Origin of the sequence: Methylibium sp. T29 (assembly GCF_000576205.1) — a bacterium.
Classification (GTDB): domain Bacteria; phylum Pseudomonadota; class Gammaproteobacteria; order Burkholderiales; family Burkholderiaceae_C; genus Methylibium; species Methylibium petroleiphilum.
In genome coordinates this window covers 1-20,750 of the sequence record NZ_AZND01000047.1, presented here as the reverse complement: position 1 = coordinate 20,750, position 20,750 = coordinate 1, and the positions used below count along the sequence as shown (strand labels likewise).

The 20,750-nt window shown below is 69.3% G+C and carries 19 protein-coding genes and 1 pseudogene; 9 read left to right on the top strand and 11 right to left on the bottom strand.

What is annotated here, in order from left to right; genetic code table 11:
• Positions 1–496, bottom strand: a 496-nt coding sequence (locus x551_RS27065) for a hypothetical protein (RefSeq protein WP_253950329.1), incomplete at its 3' end; no start/stop codon positions are given.
• On the opposite strand from x551_RS27065, the gene x551_RS08460 reads away from it, so the two are divergent.
• From x551_RS08460 to x551_RS08425, 9 genes are all read left to right on the top strand, one after another.
• The gene (locus x551_RS08460) at positions 486–1,385 is read left to right on the top strand and encodes a ribose-phosphate pyrophosphokinase (RefSeq protein WP_036236438.1); all 900 of its coding nucleotides are present in this window, start codon (positions 486–488) and stop codon (positions 1,383–1,385) included. The genes x551_RS27065 and x551_RS08460 overlap by 11 nt on opposite strands.
• Positions 1,382–2,548: a trypsin-like peptidase domain-containing protein gene (locus x551_RS08455; RefSeq protein ID WP_036248154.1), complete on the top strand. Its 1,167-nt coding sequence runs from the start codon at positions 1,382–1,384 to the stop codon at positions 2,546–2,548. Before x551_RS08460 ends, x551_RS08455 begins: the two co-directional genes overlap by 4 nt.
• A gap of 12 nt (positions 2,549–2,560) precedes the next feature.
• A complete protein-coding gene (locus x551_RS08450; RefSeq protein ID WP_036248151.1) occupies positions 2,561–3,175 on the top strand; it encodes a VTT domain-containing protein in 615 nt (204 codons plus the stop codon).
• A 58-nt stretch (positions 3,176–3,233) separates the two neighbouring features.
• Positions 3,234–3,905: a DUF6629 family protein gene (locus x551_RS08445; protein ID WP_036233129.1), complete on the top strand. Its 672-nt coding sequence runs from the start codon at positions 3,234–3,236 to the stop codon at positions 3,903–3,905.
• Positions 3,905–4,600, top strand: coding sequence for a class I SAM-dependent methyltransferase (locus tag x551_RS08440; protein ID WP_036233132.1), 696 nt, complete (start codon positions 3,905–3,907; stop codon positions 4,598–4,600). Before x551_RS08445 ends, x551_RS08440 begins: the two co-directional genes overlap by 1 nt.
• Complete coding sequence (locus tag x551_RS08435; protein ID WP_051495762.1) at positions 4,597–5,652, top strand: NAD(P)-dependent oxidoreductase; 1,056 nt, start codon at positions 4,597–4,599, stop codon at positions 5,650–5,652. The genes x551_RS08440 and x551_RS08435 overlap by 4 nt, the downstream gene beginning before the upstream one ends.
• Before the next feature lie 76 nt (positions 5,653–5,728).
• Positions 5,729–6,823, top strand: a complete 1,095-nt coding sequence (locus x551_RS08430) for an AarF/ABC1/UbiB kinase family protein (RefSeq protein ID WP_231497675.1) — start codon at positions 5,729–5,731, stop codon at positions 6,821–6,823.
• Positions 6,817–7,269 (top strand): hypothetical protein, encoded by a 453-nt coding sequence (locus x551_RS27060; protein ID WP_231497676.1) that lies wholly within the window; start codon positions 6,817–6,819, stop codon positions 7,267–7,269. The genes x551_RS08430 and x551_RS27060 overlap by 7 nt, the downstream gene beginning before the upstream one ends.
• A 31-nt stretch (positions 7,270–7,300) precedes the next feature.
• Positions 7,301–8,335 (top strand): type II glyceraldehyde-3-phosphate dehydrogenase, encoded by a 1,035-nt coding sequence (locus tag x551_RS08425; protein WP_036233134.1) that lies wholly within the window; start codon positions 7,301–7,303, stop codon positions 8,333–8,335.
• Positions 8,336–8,424: 89 nt separating this feature from the next.
• On the opposite strand, the gene x551_RS27910 is transcribed toward x551_RS08425, so the two are convergent.
• The 10 genes and pseudogenes from x551_RS27910 to x551_RS08390 form a co-directional block, all read right to left on the bottom strand.
• Positions 8,425–8,550: a hypothetical protein gene (locus x551_RS27910; protein ID WP_256363978.1), complete on the bottom strand. Its 126-nt coding sequence runs from the start codon at positions 8,548–8,550 to the stop codon at positions 8,425–8,427.
• A 37-nt stretch (positions 8,551–8,587) separates the two neighbouring features.
• Positions 8,588–9,535 (bottom strand): hypothetical protein, encoded by a 948-nt coding sequence (locus tag x551_RS25130; protein WP_152543465.1) that lies wholly within the window; start codon positions 9,533–9,535, stop codon positions 8,588–8,590.
• Positions 9,536–9,579: 44 nt separating this feature from the next.
• Entirely contained in the window at positions 9,580–12,078 is a 2,499-nt protein-coding gene (locus tag x551_RS08415) for an ABC transporter permease (RefSeq protein ID WP_253950328.1), read from the bottom strand.
• Positions 12,078–12,779 carry an ABC transporter ATP-binding protein gene (locus x551_RS08410; protein ID WP_036233152.1) on the bottom strand — a complete coding sequence of 234 codons (702 nt, stop codon included), beginning with the start codon at positions 12,777–12,779 and terminating at the stop codon, positions 12,078–12,080. Before x551_RS08410 ends, x551_RS08415 begins: the two co-directional genes overlap by 1 nt.
• A gap of 5 nt (positions 12,780–12,784) precedes the next feature.
• Positions 12,785–15,214: a xylulose 5-phosphate 3-epimerase gene (locus x551_RS08405; RefSeq protein ID WP_036233138.1), complete on the bottom strand. Its 2,430-nt coding sequence runs from the start codon at positions 15,212–15,214 to the stop codon at positions 12,785–12,787.
• A 43-nt stretch (positions 15,215–15,257) separates the two neighbouring features.
• Positions 15,258–15,713: an outer membrane lipoprotein-sorting protein gene (locus tag x551_RS08400; RefSeq protein ID WP_253950327.1), complete on the bottom strand. Its 456-nt coding sequence runs from the start codon at positions 15,711–15,713 to the stop codon at positions 15,258–15,260.
• Positions 15,680–16,018 carry a hypothetical protein gene (locus x551_RS27055; protein ID WP_231497680.1) on the bottom strand — a complete coding sequence of 113 codons (339 nt, stop codon included), beginning with the start codon at positions 16,016–16,018 and terminating at the stop codon, positions 15,680–15,682. The genes x551_RS08400 and x551_RS27055 overlap by 34 nt, the downstream gene beginning before the upstream one ends.
• On the bottom strand, positions 16,015–17,928 hold the full coding sequence (gene ftsH, locus x551_RS08395; protein WP_036233140.1) for an ATP-dependent zinc metalloprotease FtsH: 1,914 nt from the start codon (positions 17,926–17,928) through the stop codon (positions 16,015–16,017). The genes x551_RS27055 and ftsH overlap by 4 nt, the downstream gene beginning before the upstream one ends.
• A 26-nt stretch (positions 17,929–17,954) precedes the next feature.
• Positions 17,955–18,173 carry a hypothetical protein gene (locus tag x551_RS25125; protein ID WP_152543464.1) on the bottom strand — a complete coding sequence of 73 codons (219 nt, stop codon included), beginning with the start codon at positions 18,171–18,173 and terminating at the stop codon, positions 17,955–17,957.
• Between the two features lie 20 nt (positions 18,174–18,193).
• A pseudogene (locus tag x551_RS08390) lies at positions 18,194–20,586 on the bottom strand (heavy metal translocating P-type ATPase); the annotation flags it as partial.
• Between the last annotated feature and the right edge of the window lie 164 nt (positions 20,587–20,750).

The following is a 20,750-nucleotide window of genomic DNA, read 5'->3' as shown; positions in this document are numbered from 1 at the left end:
GCTGGAGGCCCGCGACGTGCTGGCCGTGCTGCGCCGGCAGGCCGATGCCCCGGACGACCTGAAGCAGCGCGCGCTGCGCCTGGCCGGCGACATCCTGGAACTCGGCGGCGCGGCGCCAGAAGGCCAGGGACTGCGTCTCGCGACCGAGGTGCTCTCCGATGGACGCGCGTGGGCCAAGTTCACCGACATCTGCGAGGCCCAAGGTGGACTGCGCGACGTGCCGCTGGCACCGCACCGGCGGGTCGTCGAGGCGCCCTCGGCGGGGCGCATCACGGCCGTCGACAACCGCGTGCTGGCAAGAGCCGCCAAGCTCGCCGGCGCCCCGAACGCACCGGCGGCCGGCGTCGACGTCCATGCCCGCCTCGGCGACGTCGTGCAGAGAGGACAGCCGCTCTTCACGCTGCATGCGCAGGCCCCCGGGGAACTGGCCTATGCGCAGCAGTTCGTCGACGCGCGCCCCCCCATCTTCCAGATCGCGGAGCGTCGTGAGAGCCATCGTCTTCCATCTGCCCGGCGACGAGGGTTTTGCCGACCGGCTGGTTCGCTCGCTACAGGCCGAGCGTGCGGCCCTGGAACTGCACCGCTTTCCGGATGGAGAGTCACTGGTCCGCCTGGATGCGGACGTGACGGGCCGGACCGTCGTGCTCACCTGCAGCTTGGCGCGACCCGACGAGAAGACCCTGCCGCTGCTCTTCGCGGCAGACGCAGCACGCGACCTCGGCGCGGCGAAGGTGCTGCTGGCGGCCCCGTACCTCGCCTACCTGCGGCAGGACCGGCGCTTCCATGCCGGCGAAGCCGTTACGTCACGCTCCTACGCGGCGCTGCTGTCCACCGCCTTCGATGCGCTGGTGACGGCCGACCCGCATCTGCACCGCTACCACGCACTCGGCGAGATCTACCGCATCCCGACACGGGTGGTGCACACGGCGCCGCTGATCGCCGGCTGGGTCGCGGCACACGTCGACCGCCCGCTGCTGATCGGGCCCGACTCGGAGAGCGAGCAATGGGTCGCGGAAGTCGCCGCCGCCGCGGGCGCACCCTGGACCGTGCTGCAGAAGATCCGCCGCGGCGACCGCGATGTCGAGGTCAGCCTGCCGGACGTGTCGGCCTGGACCGACCGCCAGCCAGTGCTGGTCGACGACATCGTCTCCAGCGCACGCACCATGATCCAGGCCGTCGCCAGCGTGCGCCGAGTCGGCCTGCCCGCGCCGCTGTGCATCGGCGTGCATGCGCTTTTCGCGCCGGGGGCTTACGAAGAACTGCTGGCCACCGGGCCGGCCCGCGTGCTCACCTGCGACACGGTGCCGCACGCCTCCAACGAGATCAGCGTCGTCGAACCGATGGCGCGCGCACTGGAAGAACTGATGGAGGGAATCGCATCGTGAACGACACTCGCCCGTCCCTGGTCTGGCGGCTGTGGCTGCTCATCGCGCAGGTGATCGCGGTCTCCGCGGGTCTGCTGATCGCCTGGCGGGCGTTCGGGCCCGAGCCCGCCACACCTGCGCGCCCGGACATCGTGGCGCTGCGAGAGGCACCCCATGCCGACCCGGCGGCCTCCGCACCGGGTGCCAAGGCCGTCGTGGCACGCCTGGAGGGCGGCTTCCGTGCGGCAGCGGCGAAGGCCTCGGCTTCGGTCGTCAACATCTACACGCGCAAGGCTCCGCCACGGCAACTGCCCGGCTGGCTGCGGCCGTATGGCGGCTCCGAGGAGGAAGCCGCGCAGGGCCAGTCGAGCCTTGGCTCGGGCGTGATCGTGGCCGCACAGGGTTTCATCCTGACCAACAACCACGTCGTCGAGGGCGCCGACGAGATCGCCGTGATGCTGCCCGGCGGCAAAGTGGCCGAGGCGCGGGTCGTCGGCACGGACCCGGAGACCGACCTCGCGGTGCTGCGCATCGACGCCAAGGGCCTGCAGCCCATCACCTTTGCCGATCCCGCCTCGGTGCAGATCGGTGACATCGTGCTGGCCGTCGGCGATCCGTTCGGCGTGGGCCAGACGGTGACGCAGGGCATCGTGAGCGCCACCGGCCGCAACCGACTCGGCATCAACACGTTCGAGAACTTCATCCAGACCGACGCGGCCATCAATCCCGGCAATTCAGGCGGTGCGCTGGTCGACGCGTCCGGCCATCTGGTGGGCATCAACACCGCCATCTATTCACGCAGCGGCGGCTCGCAGGGCATCGGCTTCGCGATCCCGGTGAGCCTCGCCCGGCAGGTGATGGAGCAGATCATCGCCACCGGCCGCGTCAGCCGCGGCTGGCTCGGCGTGAGCGCCCGAGACGTCGTTCACGAGACCACCGGCGCCGCAGCCGGTGCCGCGCTCGTCGCCGTGCAGCGCGGTGGCCCGGCCGACCGCGCCGGCCTGCGCGCCGGCGACACGGTCGTCTCGATCAACGGCAAGGAGATCAGCGACACGGCCGCGCTCATCAACGAGACGGCCGCATTGAGCCCAGGTACCCAGGCGCAGTTCAAGGTCCTGCGCGGCCGCGAGGCCGTCTCTCTGGCGGTGGAACTGGGCCAACGTCCGGTCACGCGCAAGCCGTGAGAGAGGCATCCCGTGCTGCGCGTCGCACTCGAGTCCGGTCTGACGCGAACGCTGCTGCGGCGGGCCGACAGTCCCGCGTTTCCCGCGGTGGTGGGTGCCGTGGCGCTCGCCGCGACGCTGTCAATGTCGGTTCCCTTTGCAACCTTGCTGGTGGCGGCGGTGCTGATGGCGCGGCGCCGCTGGAGCGCCATCGCCGTGGGCGCCAGCCTGGGCGCGGCACTGGGCGCGGCCGTGCTGTACCTGGTGTTCCACCACCTCGGCTGGGCGCGGCTCTTCGCCGCCTATCCCGACGTCGTGCGTTCGTCCGCCTGGAACGACGCAACGCGCTGGTTGTCCGCCTACGGCGTCGTGGCACTGCTAGTCATCGCCGCCACGCCGCTGCCGCTCACGCCGGCGTTGATGTTCGCCGCGATCTCCCGGCTGCCGCTCGCGGAGGTGGTGTTCGCGCTGTGGATCGGCAAGCTCGCCAAGTACTCCGTGTATGCCTGGCTGGCCTCGCGCTTTCCGGAACGTGCGCTTCGGCGCGGTCAGCGGCACGCCGATGCGCTGCGCATCATCGTCGCCCGTGCCCTGTCGCCCACCCCGGGGCAGCGGCGCGACATCGGGGCTTCCGGGGAGCGCCGGTGACGGTGCCCGCAAAGCCGCGGTCGCGACCGCCCCTCCACCTGCTACAGGAGGTCTGCTGATGTGCTTCTCCGCCGAGGCCAGCTTCGCCGCCGGCACCGCGTTGCTGATCGTCGGCGCAGCCACCGTGCGCCGCGCGCGTGTGCGCTCCGAACTGCCGTACGCCTGGATACCGGTCCTCTTCGGCATCCAGCAACTGCTCGAGGGCGCGCTCTGGCTGACCTTCCCGGACCGCGCGCCGCTTCTCAATACCGTACTGACGCACGCCTATTCGTTCTTCTCGCACGTGCTGTGGCCGATCTACGTGCCGCTGGCCGCGCTGGCGCTGGAGACCGTGTCGTGGCGGCGGCGGGTCCTGATCGCCATCGCGTTCGCCGGCAGCGCCGTGGGTCTGTACCTGCTGGCGACGCTGTTCACGCTGCCGATCGTCGCCACCGTGCGGGGCCAGCACATCGCCTACGAATCGCCGCACTTCTACGCGCTGGCCGCGATGTCGCTGTACCTGGTCGGCACCTGCGCCAGCCTGATGGTCTCGAGCCACGTTCGGGTGGTGGCCTTCGGCGTGGCGGCGTTCGTGTCCGCGGTGGCGGCCTGGACCTTCTACACCACCTGGTTCATCTCGGTGTGGTGCTTCTTCGCCGGCGTGCTCAGCGTGATCGTGTTCCTGTACTTCACAGATCCGAGCCGTGCCAAGCGGGTTGCCGGCGCGGTCCCGGAACTGGGGGCACGTTGATGGAGGGGACGAAGCGCTTCACGCCGGCGCTCGGCTTTCATGTCCTCACGCCCCTGTACGACCGCGTGGTGGCCCTGACCACGCGCGAGCGGACCTTCAAGCGGGCACTGCTCGATCAGGCGTGCCTCGGTCCGACCCATCAGGTGCTGGACGTCGGCTGCGGCACCGGAACGCTGGCGATCGCAGCCCAGCGGCGCCAACCGGGCGTGCGGGTGGCCGGCTTGGATGCCGACCCCGCCGTCCTCGCCGTCGCGGCGCGCAAGGCACGGTCTGCCGGGGCCGACATTGCGTTCGGCCTGGGCCGCTCGAACGCCCTGCCTTACGCCGACGAACGCTTCGACCGCGTGCTGTCGAGCCTGTTCTTCCACCACCTCTCCTGGGGCGACAAACTGCTGACCGCGCGCGAGATGCATCGCGTGCTGCGTCCGGCCGGCGAACTGCACGTCGCGGACTGGGGCCGGGCGGGCGGTCTGCTCAGTCGGACCGCGTTCCTGGCGGTCCAGCTTGTCGACGGCTTCGACACCACGAGCGACAACGTTGCCGGGCTGCTGCCGGTGCTGTTTGCGACCGCAGGGTTTCGCCAGGTCGAGGAGACGCGTCGGATTCCCACCCCTCTGGGCATCGTCTCCCTGTACCGGGCGGCCAAGAGCCCCGCCGCGCCCGGCAACCGCTCGGCGGGAGACGGGACGGCATGAGCGACCTACAGGACGTACCGCCAGGGGCGCCGACTGCGGCCGGCTCGCCTGCGGCCCTGCGCGTGCTGTTCATGGACATCGCCGCCGAAGACCAGGCTGCGCTCGAAGCCCTGTGCCCGAGCTCATGGTGGCCGCGCTTCCTGGCCGACACGCAGCTCGACGCGGATGACGGCGCCGCGGCGCTGGCCCAGGCGCTGTGTGTGTTCGTCCGCACGCCGGTGACGCGCCAGTCGTTGCAGCGAATGCCGGCGCTGCGGTTGGTGGCGACACGGTCCACCGGCGTCGACCACATCGACCTCGACGCCTGCCGCGAGCGCGGCATCGCGGTCGTCCACGTGCCCGACTACGGGGCTGCCACGGTCGCCGAACACACCTTCGCGCTGCTGCTGGGGCTGGCCCGCCACGTGTGCGAGGCACGCGGCCGAGCGCTCCAGGGCCGCTTCTCCTACCGGGGGCTGACCGGCTTCGAACTGGAAGGCAAGGCGCTGGGGATCGTCGGCTTCGGGCGCATCGGAACCCACGTGGCGCGGATCGCGCAGGGTTTCGGAATGAAGGTTCTGAGCTTCGACCCACGACCGCGACCGCAAGCCACGATCCCGCCGGGCGTTGACTTCGTCGGGTGGTCCGAGCTGCTCGAACGCAGCGAGATCCTCAGCCTGCATGTGCCGCTGACACCGGACACGCATCACCTGCTGGACGACAACGCCTTTGCCCGCATCAAACCCGGTGTCGTGCTGCTGAACACCGCGCGCGGCGGCTTGATCGACGAAGACGCGCTGCTGCGCGCGCTTGACCGCGGCACCGTCTCCGCGGCCTGCCTGGACGTGCTCGAGCACGAAGGCAGCGCCGCGCCCGAGGCGCCGATGGGCTGCGGCGGACTGGGCTGCGACCGCGGCTGGCAGTCGACTCACCCGTTGCTGCGCCACCCGCGCGTGCTCGCGACGCCCCATGTCGGCTTCAACACCCGCGAGGCGGTTGCGCGCATCCTGCACGAGACCGTCGGCAACATCCTGGCCTGGCAGGCCGGCCAGCCGCGCAACCGCATGGCCTGACATGCCGACCGCCACACCAACTCCTGCCAAATCGTCGCAGCGCCGCTCCCCGGTCGGTCGCGCCCTGTGGATCGGCATGGCGTTCGCCGGCTTCGTGTTGTGGTGGGCTTGGCACCGGGGCGTCATGCGTTGCGATGACCACCCCATCGCCGAGCGATTTGCAACCCTTCTGCAAGGGCTCGGCACCACCTTCGTCAAGCTTGGCCAGCACCTGAGCCTGCGCGCTGACCTGCTGCCCGAGTCGGCACAGCAGGCGCTGGCCAGGCTGCAGGATCATGTCGGCCCGTTTCCGTCGGAGCAGGCGCAGCAGGCCGTCGAATCCGCTTTCGGCCGCCCCTGCGCACAGCTGTTCGCGCGCTTCGACCTGGCGCCGCTGGCCGCGGCCTCGGTGGCGCAGATCCACCGCGCCGCGCTGCCCGACGGCACCGAGGTGGTCGTGAAGATCCGCCGGCCAGGCTCCGCCCAGGCCGTCGAATCCGACATGCGCATCCTGCGCCTGGTGGCCACTGTTGCGCAGGCCCTTGTCCCGGCACTGCGCCGGTGGGGCCTCGTGGCGATCGTCGACGAGATCGCCGGCAACCTGCGGCTCGAGATGGACCTCGCGCGCGAGGCTCGCTTCGTGAGGCGTTTCGCCGATGCGTGGCGCGGCTCGCCGGAAGTCGACATCCCTGACGTGGTCGACGGCCTGTGCACATCCTCCGTGATGGTGCAGCGCTTCAGCAGTGGCGTGCGCATCGACTCCGTACCGGCGCCGGATCGGGAGGCCTGCGCACGCCGCCTCGTCGACAGCTACGTGAGGCAGCTTTTCGAGCACGGTTTGTTTCATGGTGATCCCCATCCAGGCAACCTGTTCGTGATGCCCGACGGGCGAATCTGCTTCCACGATTTCGGCATCGTCGGCCGCCTGGACCGACGCCTGCGCCGCGCGCTGACGGCCTTCGCCCTCGCGTTCGTCGAGCAGGACGCCGACTGGGTTGTCGACGCCTGGCTCGACCTAGGCTGGTCGGTGCGCAAGTCGAGCGCCGCGCCTTCCTGCCGGTGGTGCAGTCGCTGCTGGCGGACTGCGCCGAGCGGCCGCTGCGCGACTGGTCGCTGCCGGCAGCGCTCGGACGGCTGGTGGCCGCCGGCCGCTCACAAGCGGTACGCCTGCCCACGGACCTGCTTGTGCTGACGCGCACGATGCTGCTGCTCGAGGGCACGGTCCGTGCATTGGCACCGGCGTTCTCGATCTTCGAGACCTTGTCGCAGCACGCCGCGGTCGGCACGCTGCGGCAAGCAGGCCAGCCGGAGGCCACGAAGCGCCTGGCCTTCGAGGTCGGAAGCGCCGCCAGCGACCTGCCGACGCTGGTTGCTCAGCACCTACACGGCGCACTGACCCGCGAGCGCCTGCTCGAGATCGCGATCGTGCCGGACCCGCGCCTGCAGGAAGGCGTCGACCGCGCCAGCCGCCGTATCGCGCTCGCACTGGTGACGCTCGGTCTGTACATCGCCGCGAGCCTGTTGATGCAGCACGCCGTCGGCCCGCAATGGGGCGGCATGCCGCTGCTCGCGCTGGCGGGCTATGGGCTCGCCATCCGTTTCACGTTTTCCATCGCCGGCGGCAGCGCGCAGCGCTGACCGGGGAGTTCAGCCTCAAAGGAGAGTGGACATGGACAGAGTCAGGGTGGCAGTCAATGGCTACGGCGTAATCGGCAAGCGCGTCGCCGACGCGGTTCGCCTGCAGGACGACATGACACTTGCCGGCGTCGCCGACATCGTGGACGACTATCGGCTGCAGGTCGCCTCACGGGCTGGGCTGCCCGTGTACGCGGCAACGCCCCAAGCCGAGGCGCCGATGCGCGCGGCCGGCATCGCTGTAGCAGGCGGCATCGCCGAACTCCTCACACAAGCCGATGTCGTCGTCGACTGCACGCCCAAGAAGGTGGCCGCAGCCAACAAGGGGGTCTACGAGACGGCAGGCGTCAAGGCCATCTTTCACGGCGGCGAATCCCACTCGTTGACCGGACATTCGTTTGTCGCGCAGGCGAACTATGCGTCGGCCTTGGGTCGCGCATCGACGCGCGTCGTGTCCTGCAACACCACATCCATCGTGCGCACGCTCGGCGCGCTCAAGGCGGCCGGTCTGCTCAGGCGTGCGCGAGGCACGTTGATCCGGCGCGCTTCCGATCCGTGGGAGGCGCATGCCGACGGTATCGTCAACACGGTGGTTCCCGAAAAGAACATTCCCAGCCATCAGGGTCCGGACGCCCGCACCGTCATACCCGACCTCGACGTCGTGACGATCGCCGTGAAGGCCGCTCATAACTCCAGCCACCTGCACACCTGGTGGGTCGAGTTGACACGACCAGCGACGCGCGAGGAGGTGCTTGCCGCATTCCGTACAGCGCCGCGGATCGCGTTCGTGCGGTCGGCGGACGGCATCGTCGCGCTGAACAGCACGGTCGAACTGATGGCCGATCTTGGCCGCCCCCGGGCGGATATGTGGGAGGTGGCGCTGTGGGAGGACGTACTGGCCGTGGACGGCGACCAGGCGTACTACACCTACCAGGTCTTCAACCAGGCGATCGTGATCCCGGAAACGATCGACGCGATCCGGGCACTTACCGGGATCGAGTCGGATGCGGCGCGGTCCATCGCGAGGACCGACGCCTCTCTGGGACTGCGTCGCGACTTCCTTCGCTGACGGTGCACGTCGTCAACGGTTGGTCAGATTCCCCAACTGAAATTTTGTCGGCAGCGCCGCCCGAGCCCGGTGGGTGTTCGCTCGGGCTGTCACCTGAAGTACCACTGAATCTGCACCTGGAACGCGTCGGGAGAGGTCGCGAACTCGCTACCCGCGCCTCCGGTAAAGCGCTGCACGCCGAAGATCAGATCCGCGTCCGGCGCGACGGACCACACGATGCGGCTGTCGACCGCGCGGCTGCGATCGTCGACGTTAAGAACCGCGTAGGTGATCCACTTCAGCAGCGGTGTGAACTCGTAAGACGCGTACAGCCCCGCGTAGCGTGTCGCCAGGTTCGTGACCCGCTCTGAGCGCAACCCGACGAAATCGTACCCAGCCCGATCCCGCGACCCGGCGCCGTTGTAGAACAGCTCGGCGCTCACCGTGAGGCCATTTGCGAAGCATAGTCCGCGCCCGCCATCCATCGGTTGAATCGGGGGCCCCACCCGGGTCCACCCGCGCCGCTTCGGCGCGGATACCGGCGTCGCCGATCTGGCTGGCGACGTCAGCGCCGACAATGTCCAAGCCTCGAAGCCGGCCGGCGAGCAGCGACACGTCGACCCCGGCCGCATTGCCGTGCCACTGCACGGCACGGCTGGGCGAGCCGCGATCGGGCGCGGGGGCAAATACGAGCGAAGCGCGCGACAGCGGCCCGAGCTTGGCCTCGAGCAACGCGGCGTCAACGCCGACGCGCTCCTCCCGCTCGAGCGCCAGCGGGCTGATCGGGTTCAGGATGTCAAGCGGGCTCCAGAAGCGCCCGGTCCCCCAGGCGATGCGCTGGCGGCCGAGTTTGAGATCGACATCACCGCGCGTCAGCGTCAGCGCCGCCCGATAGAGGCGATGACGGCCGTAAACGTCGCCACGCTCAAGGTAGTTGGCATCGGCCCGCCAGTACTGCGGCGGCGGGCGGTCCTTGACCACACGAAACTCGCCAGTGTTCAGGTAGCTGCCGAGCAGCAACTCGTTGTCGTATTGCAGGTCGAGTGCAAGTCCCGGCGCGAGGTCGCCCTTCGCCTCGACGCGCAGTCGGTTCAGACTGAGCGCGTAGTCCTCACCCGTCGATGCCCGCGAACTCAGGAACAGGCTCTTCAGGCTTCCCGACAATTGCAGCGGCTGAGCCCGAGCCAGCGAAGAGGCGGCACTGAGCACCAGCGCCGTCACCAATAGTGATGTGCACCCGCCGAAGCAGCGGTGTGGTCGTGTCATCACGTGTGCCGGATGGCCGCGGTCGGCTCCAGCCGCGCCGCCTTGGCGGCAGGGTACAGCGACACGGCCACGCTGGCGAGGAACAGGCCGATGCCCGGCCCGACGAGATTGCCGGCGACGAACTGCGGATAGACGATGCCGGTCAGCCCCGGGATGGCGCTGTAGTTGCGATAGAAGCCTGAGAGGTCCAGCCCGATGCTGCCAAACAGTGCGACCACAGAGGCACCGACAGCGTAGCCGATGACCGACGCGACGAGCATCAGCACGACTGTCTCGTAGACCACCATTCGCACGACCGCGTCGGGCGGCGTTCCGAGCGCCATCATCACGCCGAACTCGCGAGTGCGCTCGGCCACCGCCATGAAAACGGTGTTCATCACCGCCAGCGCGACGACGAGGAAGAAGACGGCCACGATGACGGTGCGGATGGCACGCACCAAACCGAGCATGTCCGCCACCCGCGGCAGCAGGCGCGGCCAGGGCGACGCCACCAAGCCCTCCTTGTCCAGGAGTGGCGTCAGCCGCGCCGCAACGCCATCGACCTCGACGCGGTCCGCCAGACGCAGGTTGATCGACGAAACACGCTGGCCGAGGCCGAGCATGCGCTGCGACGCCGGCAACGTGACGAAGACCATCGCCCCGTCGAAAGCGCTGCTCTCGGTGGCGAAGATGCCCCGCACCCGGAACGCCGCGGTGCCCAGCTCGCCCGCCACGCCGGGCGCCATCACCACCAGCTTCTCGCCCAGCCGGATGCCGAGCTTCTCAGCCAACCGTCGCCCTATCACGATGTCGCGGTCGGCACCGGCTTCCAACGCCGCGCCTTCGACGAAGGTCCGGTGCAGGATCGTGATCCCGCGTTCGAGCGCTGGGTCGATGCCGTACAGCACGACGCCCACCGACTTCGTGGCGCTGCTCACCAGGGCTTGTGCCTGGACGCGGGGCGCGGCGGCCGCGATGCCGGGCTGGCCACGCACGGCGGCGAGTGCCGCGCTGGCATCGAAGGCCAGTTCCGGCGCGAGGTCGCGCCGCAGTCCTTCGCGCTCGATCTGGAGGTGCCCGGTGACGTAGCGCGTCGAGTTGTCGACAAGCTGCTCGCCGAAACCGTCGAAGAAGCCATAGAGAAACACGTAGGCCACGATCGCGAATGCCGCGCCGAACACCGTGATCGCGCTGCGCTTGCGGTTGCGAAGCAGGTTGCGCGTCGCGATCAGTGCGAAGACCGGCAGCGGCGCGGATGTCTCGCGGCGCGCCCCGCGCCGGCCTCCAGGACCCTTCTCGCCGATGCCACGAATCGCGGCGACCGGCTCGAGCGTCGCCGCCCGGAACGCCGGGTACAGCGCCATCGCCAGCGCGATCAGCAACACCAGGAGCGAGATCGCCAGACTGCGCTCGGCACGCACGACCGGGTAGATCACGTCGGCCAGCCCCGGCATCGCCCGCAGACCGGCTTCGAAAGCGCCGAGGTCGATGCCGACGCGGCCGAATGTCGCCGTGGCGCCGACGCCGATGGCGTTGCCCAGCAGGAGCCCGGCCGCGCCAAGCAGCGCGGCCTCAGCGACGACGAGCCGGAACAGCATCGACTGGCTGGTGCCCAGCGCGAGCATGATGCCGAACTCGCGGGTGCGCTCGAGGACTGCCATCAGCACGGGGTTGGCCACGCCGGCGGCGACCATCACGAAGAAGATCGTCAGCACCACGAAGCCCATCACCTCGTGGAAGCGGATGCTGATCGCCACCATCGGCAGCAACACCGGCCAGCCCACCACCTCGTGGTCGCCGCCGACGCGTGCGGCGATCGTCGATGCGGCGGCGGCCAAGTCGCCGCGATCGCGCAATCGCACGGCCACCGCGGTGACGGCCTCGGGCGTGGCCAGAAAGTCGCGCATCGCCGCCATCGGCATCACCGCGACGTAGCCATCCAGGTCGTCGATCTTGGTGCGGAACACGCCACGCACCGGCACGCTCGCACTCGCCACCGAGCCGTCGTAGGCCTGCCCCACCAGCACCAGTTCGTCACCGGCCCGCACGGCCAGCGCCTCGGCCATGCCCTCGCCGATCAGCACCCCGTTGTCGTCGGCGCCGCTGAAGCCGCGGCCGTCGACCACGGCCTTGAACAGGTCCGTGACCTCCGCCTCCTGCGCCGGGTCGACACCGAAGGCCAGGATGCCGCGTGAGCGGTCGGCACGGCTGGCCAGCACGGTGGTCTCCAGGCGGGCGGCCGCGGCGGCGACCGCTGGATCCGCACGCACCGATTCGAGCACGCGCGCGCCAGCCTCGATCGCGCGGTCCAGGCTGGGGTCGTCGTGGTAGCCCTTCAAGTGGACCTGTACGTCGGCCGCGAAGTAGCGCGTGGTGTTGTTGATCATCTGCCGGTTCATGCCGTCGATGAACCCCCACAGGAAGGTCAACGCCGCCAGGCCGACCGCGATCGACAGCACCGTGATGACGGAGCGGCGGCGGTTGCGCATCACGTTGCGCGCCGCCAGCGTCCAGATCATCAAGCCGGCCTCCGCTCGTCGGCCTCGATGCGGCCGTCGCGCAGCCGGATCACGCGGCGTGCCCGCTCGACCACCATCGGGTCGTGCGTCGAGAAGACGAAGGTCGTGCCCTCCTCCTCGTTGAGTCGTCGCATCAGGTCCATCAGTGTCGAACCCGACTGCGAGTCGAGATTGGCGGTCGGCTCGTCGGGCAACACGATCACCGGCCGCGCCGCGATCGCCCGGGCCACCGCGACACGCTGCTGCTGGCCGCCCGACAGTTCGTTCGGCCGGCGGTGCTCCATGCCCTCGAGCCCGAGCGCGTGCAGCAGGCGCAAAGCCTCGGCGCGGCGCCGCTGCGCATCGACGCCCTGCAGCAGCATCACGTACTCGACATTCTCAAGCGCGGAGAGCACCGGCACGAGGTTGTATTCCTGGAACACGAAACCGATGTGGCGCAGGCGCACCTCCGCGAGCGCCTTGCGGCCCAGCGAGGTGATCTCCTGGTCGCCGACCCAGATGCGGCCGCTGGTGGGACGGTCGAGCCCGCCAATGAGGTTCAGCAGCGTCGTCTTGCCGGAACCGGAGGGACCGACCAGGGCGACGAAGTCGCCCTGCAAGATCTCGAGGCTGGTCTCGTGCAGCGCCGGCACCGGGATGCTGTCGCGCTGGTAGACCTTCGTCGCCTTGTCGGCGCGGACGATGGCCGAGGGCAACGCCATGGTCGTCACTCTGCCGTCATCACGGTGCGTGGATCACCCTGCCCGCGCACCGCGGCCAGTTCGTCGGCGCCGAGCACGCCCGCCGCATCGATACCCAGCGCCTCGGCCGCCTCGGCCACTGCGTGTGCCCAGGTGCAGCGGTTCGCGAACAGCATGCCGGCGACATCCAGCGTGCCGCCCCGTGCGATGTAACCCAGCGCACGCGTCCGCCGCGGCCCGGTGTCGATGCGGCGCAGCACGCCCAGGGTCGGCTCGGGCCGCATGTGCGAGAGGATGACGCGCGCGGTGGCCGCGGGTGGGAACAGGGCCTCAAGGACCGCATCGTTCGCGACGAAGGTGCCCTCGCGCTCGTCGCGCGGCAGCCGGAACCGGCCGGGCTCGACAACGCAGGTCACCGCCGTTCGGCGACCGGCCGCGTCCAGCCGATCGGCCGCCAGCAGCGCCTGCTGCAACTGGTAAGCGCCGATGGCGATCAGCAGCAGATCGGGCGCTTCGCAGGCCTTCACCACGCAGGCGCCTTGCTCAACCAATTGCTGCGCCTGCTCGCCGCTCAGCCGGCCCGTCATCGGCCGCTTCGGCACCACCAGGGTCCAGAACTCGCCGTGGCTGCGGTAGGCGGCACGCAGCGCGGCCACCGCGCTGTTCGCATCGACCGGGAACAGCACGCGCGCGGTGTCGGACATCTCGCCCAACAGCGCCTCGGCCAGCGTCGGGTCCTGGTGCGATTGCTCGTTCTTGCCGTTCTCCCAGGTGTGCGAGGTCGCAACCGTGACCACCGACAGCCAGCCCGGCGGGTTGCCGGCCTCGGCCTGGTGCCGTGCGAACAGGATCTCCTGGCGCATCGCGCCGAGCATCTTGACGGCAAAGGCCTCGTAGGACACCACGAGATTGATGCCGCCCTTGTTTCCGAGCGCCGCGCTGACCACCGCCTCCTCGTTGAGAGCGGTGATCACCGCGCCGTCCACCGCCTCCGCGAGGCCCGGCTCCGGTGCGAAGACGCGGTGCTTCAGCAGGTCGAGCGTCTGACCCATCCGGTTGCTGCGCAATTCGTCGGGATTGCCGACCCGCGGCCGCAGTTGCGGGTTCGCCTGGACGATGGCGGCAAAGGCGGCGTCCAGCGCACCCATCGGCGACACCGTGCCGGTGCCGATGGCATGCCACTGCGCGGCCGGCATTGCAGGTGCATCGACCCGCCGATGGGCCAGCGGGTGATCGCGCTCGAGGGGACGTTGCTGTTCGCGATGGCGGCACAGCACGGCCAGCGCCTCGTCGAGTTCGCCGGCCGGCACGAACAGCGCACGCGCGCCCTCGTTGAATTGCTGCCGCGCGAGCGGATCGACGCGAGGGTTTCCGGCCAGCGGCAGGTTGTGCGCGGCATTGGTCCCTGCACCGGGGAACCCGAACCCTTTCGGCGCCTCTGCAACGGTGTAGTGCAGCGGCACCGGGTACGGGATGCTCCCGGCCGCCACGGCTGCCGCACAGGCGGCGAGCCGCTCTTCCATGGCATGCACGGCCCACGCGAACGCAGCCGGATCCGTGCCGTCGATCTCCATCGGATCGAACCCGTTCAGGCGCAGGTGCTGGCGAAACCACTCTTGTCCGCCCTGCTGCTGCATCGTGCTGCGCTGCTCGATGCGGCGGCCATTGAGGATCATGAACGGCGCCACGAAGCCGCAGTCCTCGGCGCGCCACCAGCGCGGCGCCCAGTCGCTGCCGCGCTGCTCCTCGAAGGCGCCGTCGCTGAGGAACACCACCAGCCGTTCGCCGGGCAGCGGCATGTGCACGTACTGCAGCTCGGCGAAACCGAGATAGCCACCCTCGGAAAGTCCCCCCGCCGTGTTCGGGCCGACGTGGCTGCCCAGCGGCGACGCCGGCCGCCCGCCCGCGTCGATCGCGTAGCTGTAGAAGTCGCGCGCAAAGCGTGTCAGCCCGTCTTCGCTGCGGTCGTAGCGCTCCGCGTGCCGGGGTGTCAGGTTGCCCACCAGCAGGTTGACTGAATCGATGCCGGCCACGCAATGCCCTTGGCCCATCAGCCAGCCGCGCGTCAGGCCCGTCAGTGCGTTGGCGGCGAGATAGCCGACGTAGGCCGGCACGATGTTCAGCGAGCCGCCAGTGTGCCCCTCGGGCGTTCGCTTGAAGTCCTCGCTCGCCATCTCGCGTCCATCGGGATGGACACGGTCGGCATAGGTCATGTGCACGCTCAGCCACATGCCGGCCGCGGCGAGACGGTCCGCCGCCCACAGCATGCGGTAGACGCTCGCCGTGTCGGCCGCCTTGCCGCCGGCAACGAGCACCTGCGCGAGCTCGTGCACGCGCAGTTGAGTCTGATCGTTGTGCACAATGGGGCCGTAGCCTCGCGCCCAGCGAGCAAAGTTGGCATCGGAGTCGCGGAACAGCCGCACGCGCTCGGCTACCCAGGGAAGGTGGTGGTTCATCGTCGGGTCCAGGTTGCGCGGAAAGTCGCGCTGGGGTCGGGGCTCATCGCTTTTGCAGGTTGCGCTGGCTGAAGATCTCGTCGTCCACCGGCCGGTCGAACACGGCGTCCTTCAGCACGACCGTGGTCGAGTTGCCGGGCTTGGCGTCGGGCCGCATGTCCCAGCGCGTCGGCAGGGTCCGGCCACCGACCTTGCGCACGTCCGAGAAGGTCAGCACGCGCACGCGCTCGCCGCGCTCGCTGAAGAACTCCTGCTTGAGCGGCATCGTGTCGGCGCGCCGCACCCAGTAGACGATGCGGCCCCAGACCACGGCCGAGTCGGGCTTCGGCACCGCCTCGATCTGTACGACAGTCTCACCATCGAGCGGCACCGTGCCGATCACCTTGTGGGTGTAATCCTCGAGGATGCTGCTTTCCTTGACCAGATCGTCGTTGGTGAAGTCCGAGCCCATCCACGGCTGCAACATCATCGACGGCGGGATCTTGACGATGCGCTCCACGTTGGCAGGTAGTTCCACATCTCGGTGCCGATGCGCAGCGAGCCGATGCCGGCCTCCTTGGCGGGCGAGACGATGCGAACGAAAGACCGCCGGGGCCGGTCCATCCAAAGCCGCAGGCCCAGCGTGCGCTGCCAGCGCGGCGTGGCGATCGTCATCTCGTAATCGCCCTGCACGGTGTTGCCCCACAGCAGCTTCTCGACCTTGTCGAGGATTTCGCGCCCCTCGGACGGTTGGGCCCGGACGCCCGACACGGCGAGCGGGACCGCAGCGGCGATCAGTCGGAGCAGCCTTCGACGTGCCCTCACGACGCACCTTCCGCCGGTGACTGCGCCACGGCAGCCACGCGGAGCTGGGCCGGAGCGGCACTCGATGCCATCAGCCCGTCCAGCATCGCCCGGTCAACAACCTCCTTTTCCAGCAAGAGGCTGGCCAGCGACTCCAGCGCCGCCCGATGCGTGCTCAGCGTCCGAGAAACGCGTTCGCGCGCCTCGTCCAGCAGTCGGCGCACCTCGCCATCGATCGCTTCGGCCGTGCGTTCGCTGTAGGTCCGCGGCTCGGGCAGCGTCGGACCGTTCAAGTACAAGGGTGCGGGGCGTGCGTCGTAGGTCGCCAAACCCAGTGCGTCGCTCATTCCATAGTGCGTGACCATGTGGCGCGCCAGGTCGGTGGCACGCTGCAGGTCGTTCTCCGCGCCGGTCGACACATCGTCGAATACCAGCTGCTCCGCAACCCTGCCGCCGAGAAGCACGTCAAGCCGATCGAGCAGTTCGCTGCGTCGCATCAGATAGCGGTCCTCCGTCGGCGATTGCTGGGTGTAGCCGAGCGCCGCGATGCCCCGCGGGATGATCGACACCTTGGTCACCCGGTCCGAGTTCTTGCGGTGCTCGGCCACCAGCGCATGGCCCGCCTCGTGGTAGGCGACGAACTTGCGCTCGGTCGGGTTCATGACCCGGTTCTTCTTCTCGAGGCCGGCAACGATGCGGTCCAGCGCCTCCTCGAAGTCCTGCATGTCGACCGCGTCCTTGCCGCTCTTGGCCGCACGCAGCGTGGCCTCGTTGACCAGGTTGGCGAGGTCGGCACCCGCGAAGCCGGGCGTGCGCGCCGCGAGTGCGGCGAGGTCGACAGTCGGCGCCAGCTTGACGTTCTTGACGTGCACCTGAAGGATTTGGCGCCGCCCGTTCAGGTCCGGACGGTCCACCGCGATGTGCCGATCGAAGCGCCCTGGCCGCAAGAGCGCGGGATCGAGAACCTCGGGGCGGTTCGTGGCGGCCAGGATGATGACGCCGCGGTTCGTGTCGAACCCGTCCATCTCAGCAAGCAGTTGATTCAGCGTCTGCTCGTGTTCCTCGTGGCCACCCGACAAGCCACCGACGCCACGCGCCTTGCCCAGCGCGTCGATCTCGTCGATGAAGACGATGCAGGGCGCCTTGGCCGCGGCCTGCTCGAACAGGTCGCGCACCCGCGCCGCGCCGACACCGACGAACATCTCGACGAACTCGGAGCCGCTGAGCGAAAGGAACGGCACGCCGGCCTCGCCCGCCACCGCCTTCGCAAGCAGGGTCTTGCCCGTGCCCGGTGCGCCAACGATCAGCACCCCCTTGGGGATCTTGCCGCCCAGACGCTTGTAGCGGTCCGGGTTCTTGAGGAACTCGACCACCTCCATCAGTTCCTCGCGCGCCTCGTCGATGCCCGCGACGTCCTTGAAGGTGACCCCGGTTTCGGTCTGCATGTAGACCTTGGCCTTGCTCTTGCCGATCTCCAGCATGCCGCCATGCCCCATGCCACCGCCCATGCGCTTCATCAGGAACCACCAGATGCCGAAGAACACCAGCGCCGGCGCGACCCAGGAAATCAGCGCGCCGAGCCACTTGCTCTCGCGCACGCTTCCGTAGCGCACCTTGGCGGCATCTAGCTGGGCCACGAGCCCCGGGTCGTTGACCAGCACCGTCGCGAAGCCGTGCTCGCCACCAGCGCGCTGGAGCGCCTCGAGCTTGTCCTTCGGCAGGATCTGCTCGAGTCCCTCGGCCTTCAGCTTTCCAGTGGCGATGCCGTCGGCGATGACCACGTCATCAAGCTTGCCGGCCACGAGCGCCTGCTTGAACTCGCTATAGGTGAGTGTCTGCGTGTGACGTGTCGCGAAGAACTCCTGCACGAGGATCATGCCCACCAGCGCGGCGAGCACGTACCACAACGAGAACGTCTGTTTCTGGTCCATCAACCTTGCTCCTCCAGAGTTTCGATCTACGCTCCAGGACGCCGTCGCGAATGCCGTTCATCGAGTACCACCTGAATGGCGCCCCAAAGGATCAGCGCCGGGCACACGAGCAGCACTGCGGCCGACAGCGCACTCCACCACGACCACCCGAACGACCACAGGACGCACGCTGCAAGCAGCACCGCCGCCGCTGGGCACAACCACATCCAGCGGTTGGCGAACTCGGGCCACTTCACGAATCTCATCGTGACCTCCGTCGTCATTGAAGGCGCGCCCGCTTCAGCAGCGCCGAGTTGACGATCACCGACAGCGAGGACAGTGCCATCGCCGCGGCGGCAATGATCGGGTTGAGCAACCCGAAGGCCGCGATCGGCACACCGACCGTGTTGTAGACGAAGGCCCAGAACAGATTGCGCTTGATCGTGCGCATCGTAGCCCGCGACAGCCGGATGCCGGTGACCACGTCGCGCACGTCGCTGCGCACGAGGATGATGCCGCCGGTCTCCTTGGCGACGTCCGAGCCCGACCCGATCGCGATGCCGATGTCCGCGGTCGCCAGCGCCGGGGCGTCGTTGACGCCGTCGCCAACCATCGCGACGACCTTGCCGGCCTGCTGCAGTTCCTTTATCACGCGCGCCTTGTCCGAGGGCAGCACGTCGGCGATCACGCGGTCGATCTCCAGCGCGCGGCCGATCGCCGCGGCCGTACGCGCGTTGTCGCCCGTCAGCATCACCACCTCGACGCCTTCGGCGCGCAGCGAGCGCACGGCCTCGCGCGCCTCGGGCTTGATCGTGTCGGCAACCGCGATCACGGCGGCGAGTTCGCCGTCGCAGGCGAGCAGCATCGCCGTCTTGCCGTCCGCCTGGAAGCGCTCCATGTCCGGGCCAACCGTCGCGACGTCGACGCCGGCCCCCTCCATGAGCCGCCGGTTGCCGAACAGCACCTTGCGCCCGTCGACCTGCCCGCGGACGCCATGCCCCGGTACCGCCTCGAACCCCTTCACCGCGCAGGGCGCGATGCCGCGCTCCCGGGCGCCGCGCAGGATGGCCTCGGCCAGCGGATGCTCGGATCCGGCCTCCAGACTGGCGGCCAGGCGCAGTGCCTCGTCGTGGTCGCAGTGCCCACAGGGCTTCAGATCGGTCAGGGCCGGCTCGCCGCGGGTCAGCGTCCCGGTCTTGTCGAAGAGACGGTGGTGAGCCGCTCGGCCTTTTCGAGGATCTCCCCGCCCCGGATCAGGATGCCGGCCTGCGCGCCACGCCCCACGCCCACCATCAGCGCCGCCGGGGTGGCGATGCCGAGCGCACAGGGGCAGGCGATGATCAGCACCGCGATGAAGGCGAGCAGGCCCTGCGGGAAGTTGCCAGCGAGCCACCATAGCGCGAACGACAGGATCGCCGTGCCCACCACCGCCGGCACGAAGTAGCGTGTCACCTGGTCGGCGATGCGCTGGATCGGCGCGCTGCTGGTCTGCGCGTCCTCGACCATCTTGACGATCTGCGCCAGCGCCGTCTCGGCGCCGATGCGCGAGGCCTGGAAGCGGAAGCTCCCCGTACGGTTCAGCGTGCCGCCGATCACCGCTGCGCCAGGCTGCTTGTCGACCGGCATCGACTCGCCGGTTAGCATCGATTCGTCGACCGCCGACGAGCCTTCGAGCACCACGCCGTCGGTCGCGATGCGCTCACCCGGGCGCACGACCAGCGTCTCGCCCACCATAACCTGCTCGGCCGGAATCTCGACCTCCTCGCCCCCGCGCAGCACGTGGGCGGTCGCGGGCTTGAGGTCGAGCAGCTTGCGCACCGCCGCGGAGGAATGCTTCTTGATGATCTCCTCCATGTACTTGCCCAGCAGCACGAAGGCGATGATCACCGCCGAGACCTCGAAATAGACGTCGCGTTCCTCCACCTTCACCGGCAGCACCGACGGGAAGAACAGTACGGCGACGCTGTAGAAGTAGGCGACCGAAGTGCCGAGGGCGATCAGCAGGTCCATGTTGATGGAGCGGTTGCGCAGCGCATTGAAGGCGCCGACGTAGAAGCTCCAGCCACCGATGAACTGCACCGGCGTGACGAGCAGGAACAGCCACACGCCCCAGGTGAACCAGGGCAGCGCGGGAATCGGTACCCAGGTCAGCAGCGTTGCGCCGGTGGCCAGTGCGATGAAGGCGCCGGCGCGCATGATCGCCAGCGCCAGCACGCCGGTCAGCGCGATGGTGACGCGCGTGCGCATCGACTTCAGTTCGGCTTCCGGCGACTCGAAGGTGCGTTGGCAGCCGGCGCTGCAGAAGTAGTAGCTGCGCCCGGCACGGTCGGTGCGCAGCGCCGTCGCCTTGTCGACCACCATGCCGCACACCGGGTCCTTTGCCTGGCCCGACTCGGCGCGCCGCAGCACGCTCTGCAGCGGCCGGCCCGCCGCGTGCATGTCCGCACCGAGTGGCGGTGTGGGGGTGGCAGGCACCGAATCCGAACTGCCTGCGGTCACGCCGGCGTATCGCGCCGGATCGCGCTGGAACTCGCCAAGGCAGTGCGCCGAGCAGAACAGGTAGATTCGCCCCGCATGCTCGGCACGGCCTGCCGCGCGGGCGGGATCCACGGTCATGCCGCAGACCGGGTCGACGGACGCGGCGGCAGTGGGTTCGACGTGAAGCGCTGCCTGGGTCATGTCCTACTCCTGTTCAATGCGTGAAAGGGGTGTGCGGCTGGCGTCATGGCGTGCGGCGCGCGGCGCCCTCCCATGCCGCCGCGCCGGCCGCAAGAGCCGTCAACCCGCCCGCGATGAGGAATGGCAGCGGCGGCGCCAGCGCGAACAGGCTGCCCGTGGCTGCG

Excerpts from the sequence above, each read along its gene's own strand:
- x551_RS08440 (WP_036233132.1), top strand. The coding sequence starts at position 3,905 with ATGGAGGGGACGAAGCGCTTCACGCCGGCGCTCGGCTTTCATGTCCTC.
- x551_RS25125 (WP_152543464.1), bottom strand. The coding sequence starts at position 18,173 with ATGAGATTCGTGAAGTGGCCCGAGTTCGCCAACCGCTGGATGTGGTTG.
- x551_RS08425 (WP_036233134.1), top strand. The coding sequence starts at position 7,301 with ATGGACAGAGTCAGGGTGGCAGTCAATGGCTACGGCGTAATCGGCAAG.
- x551_RS08445 (WP_036233129.1), top strand. The coding sequence starts at position 3,234 with ATGTGCTTCTCCGCCGAGGCCAGCTTCGCCGCCGGCACCGCGTTGCTG.
- x551_RS08415 (WP_253950328.1), bottom strand. The coding sequence starts at position 12,078 with ATGATCTGGACGCTGGCGGCGCGCAACGTGATGCGCAACCGCCGCCGC.
- x551_RS08410 (WP_036233152.1), bottom strand. The coding sequence starts at position 12,779 with ATGGCGTTGCCCTCGGCCATCGTCCGCGCCGACAAGGCGACGAAGGTC.
- ftsH (WP_036233140.1), bottom strand. The coding sequence starts at position 17,928 with ATGGACCAGAAACAGACGTTCTCGTTGTGGTACGTGCTCGCCGCGCTG.
- x551_RS08435 (WP_051495762.1), top strand. The coding sequence starts at position 4,597 with ATGAGCGACCTACAGGACGTACCGCCAGGGGCGCCGACTGCGGCCGGC.
- x551_RS08405 (WP_036233138.1), bottom strand. The coding sequence starts at position 15,214 with ATGAACCACCACCTTCCCTGGGTAGCCGAGCGCGTGCGGCTGTTCCGC.
- x551_RS08430 (WP_231497675.1), top strand. The coding sequence starts at position 5,729 with ATGGCGTTCGCCGGCTTCGTGTTGTGGTGGGCTTGGCACCGGGGCGTC.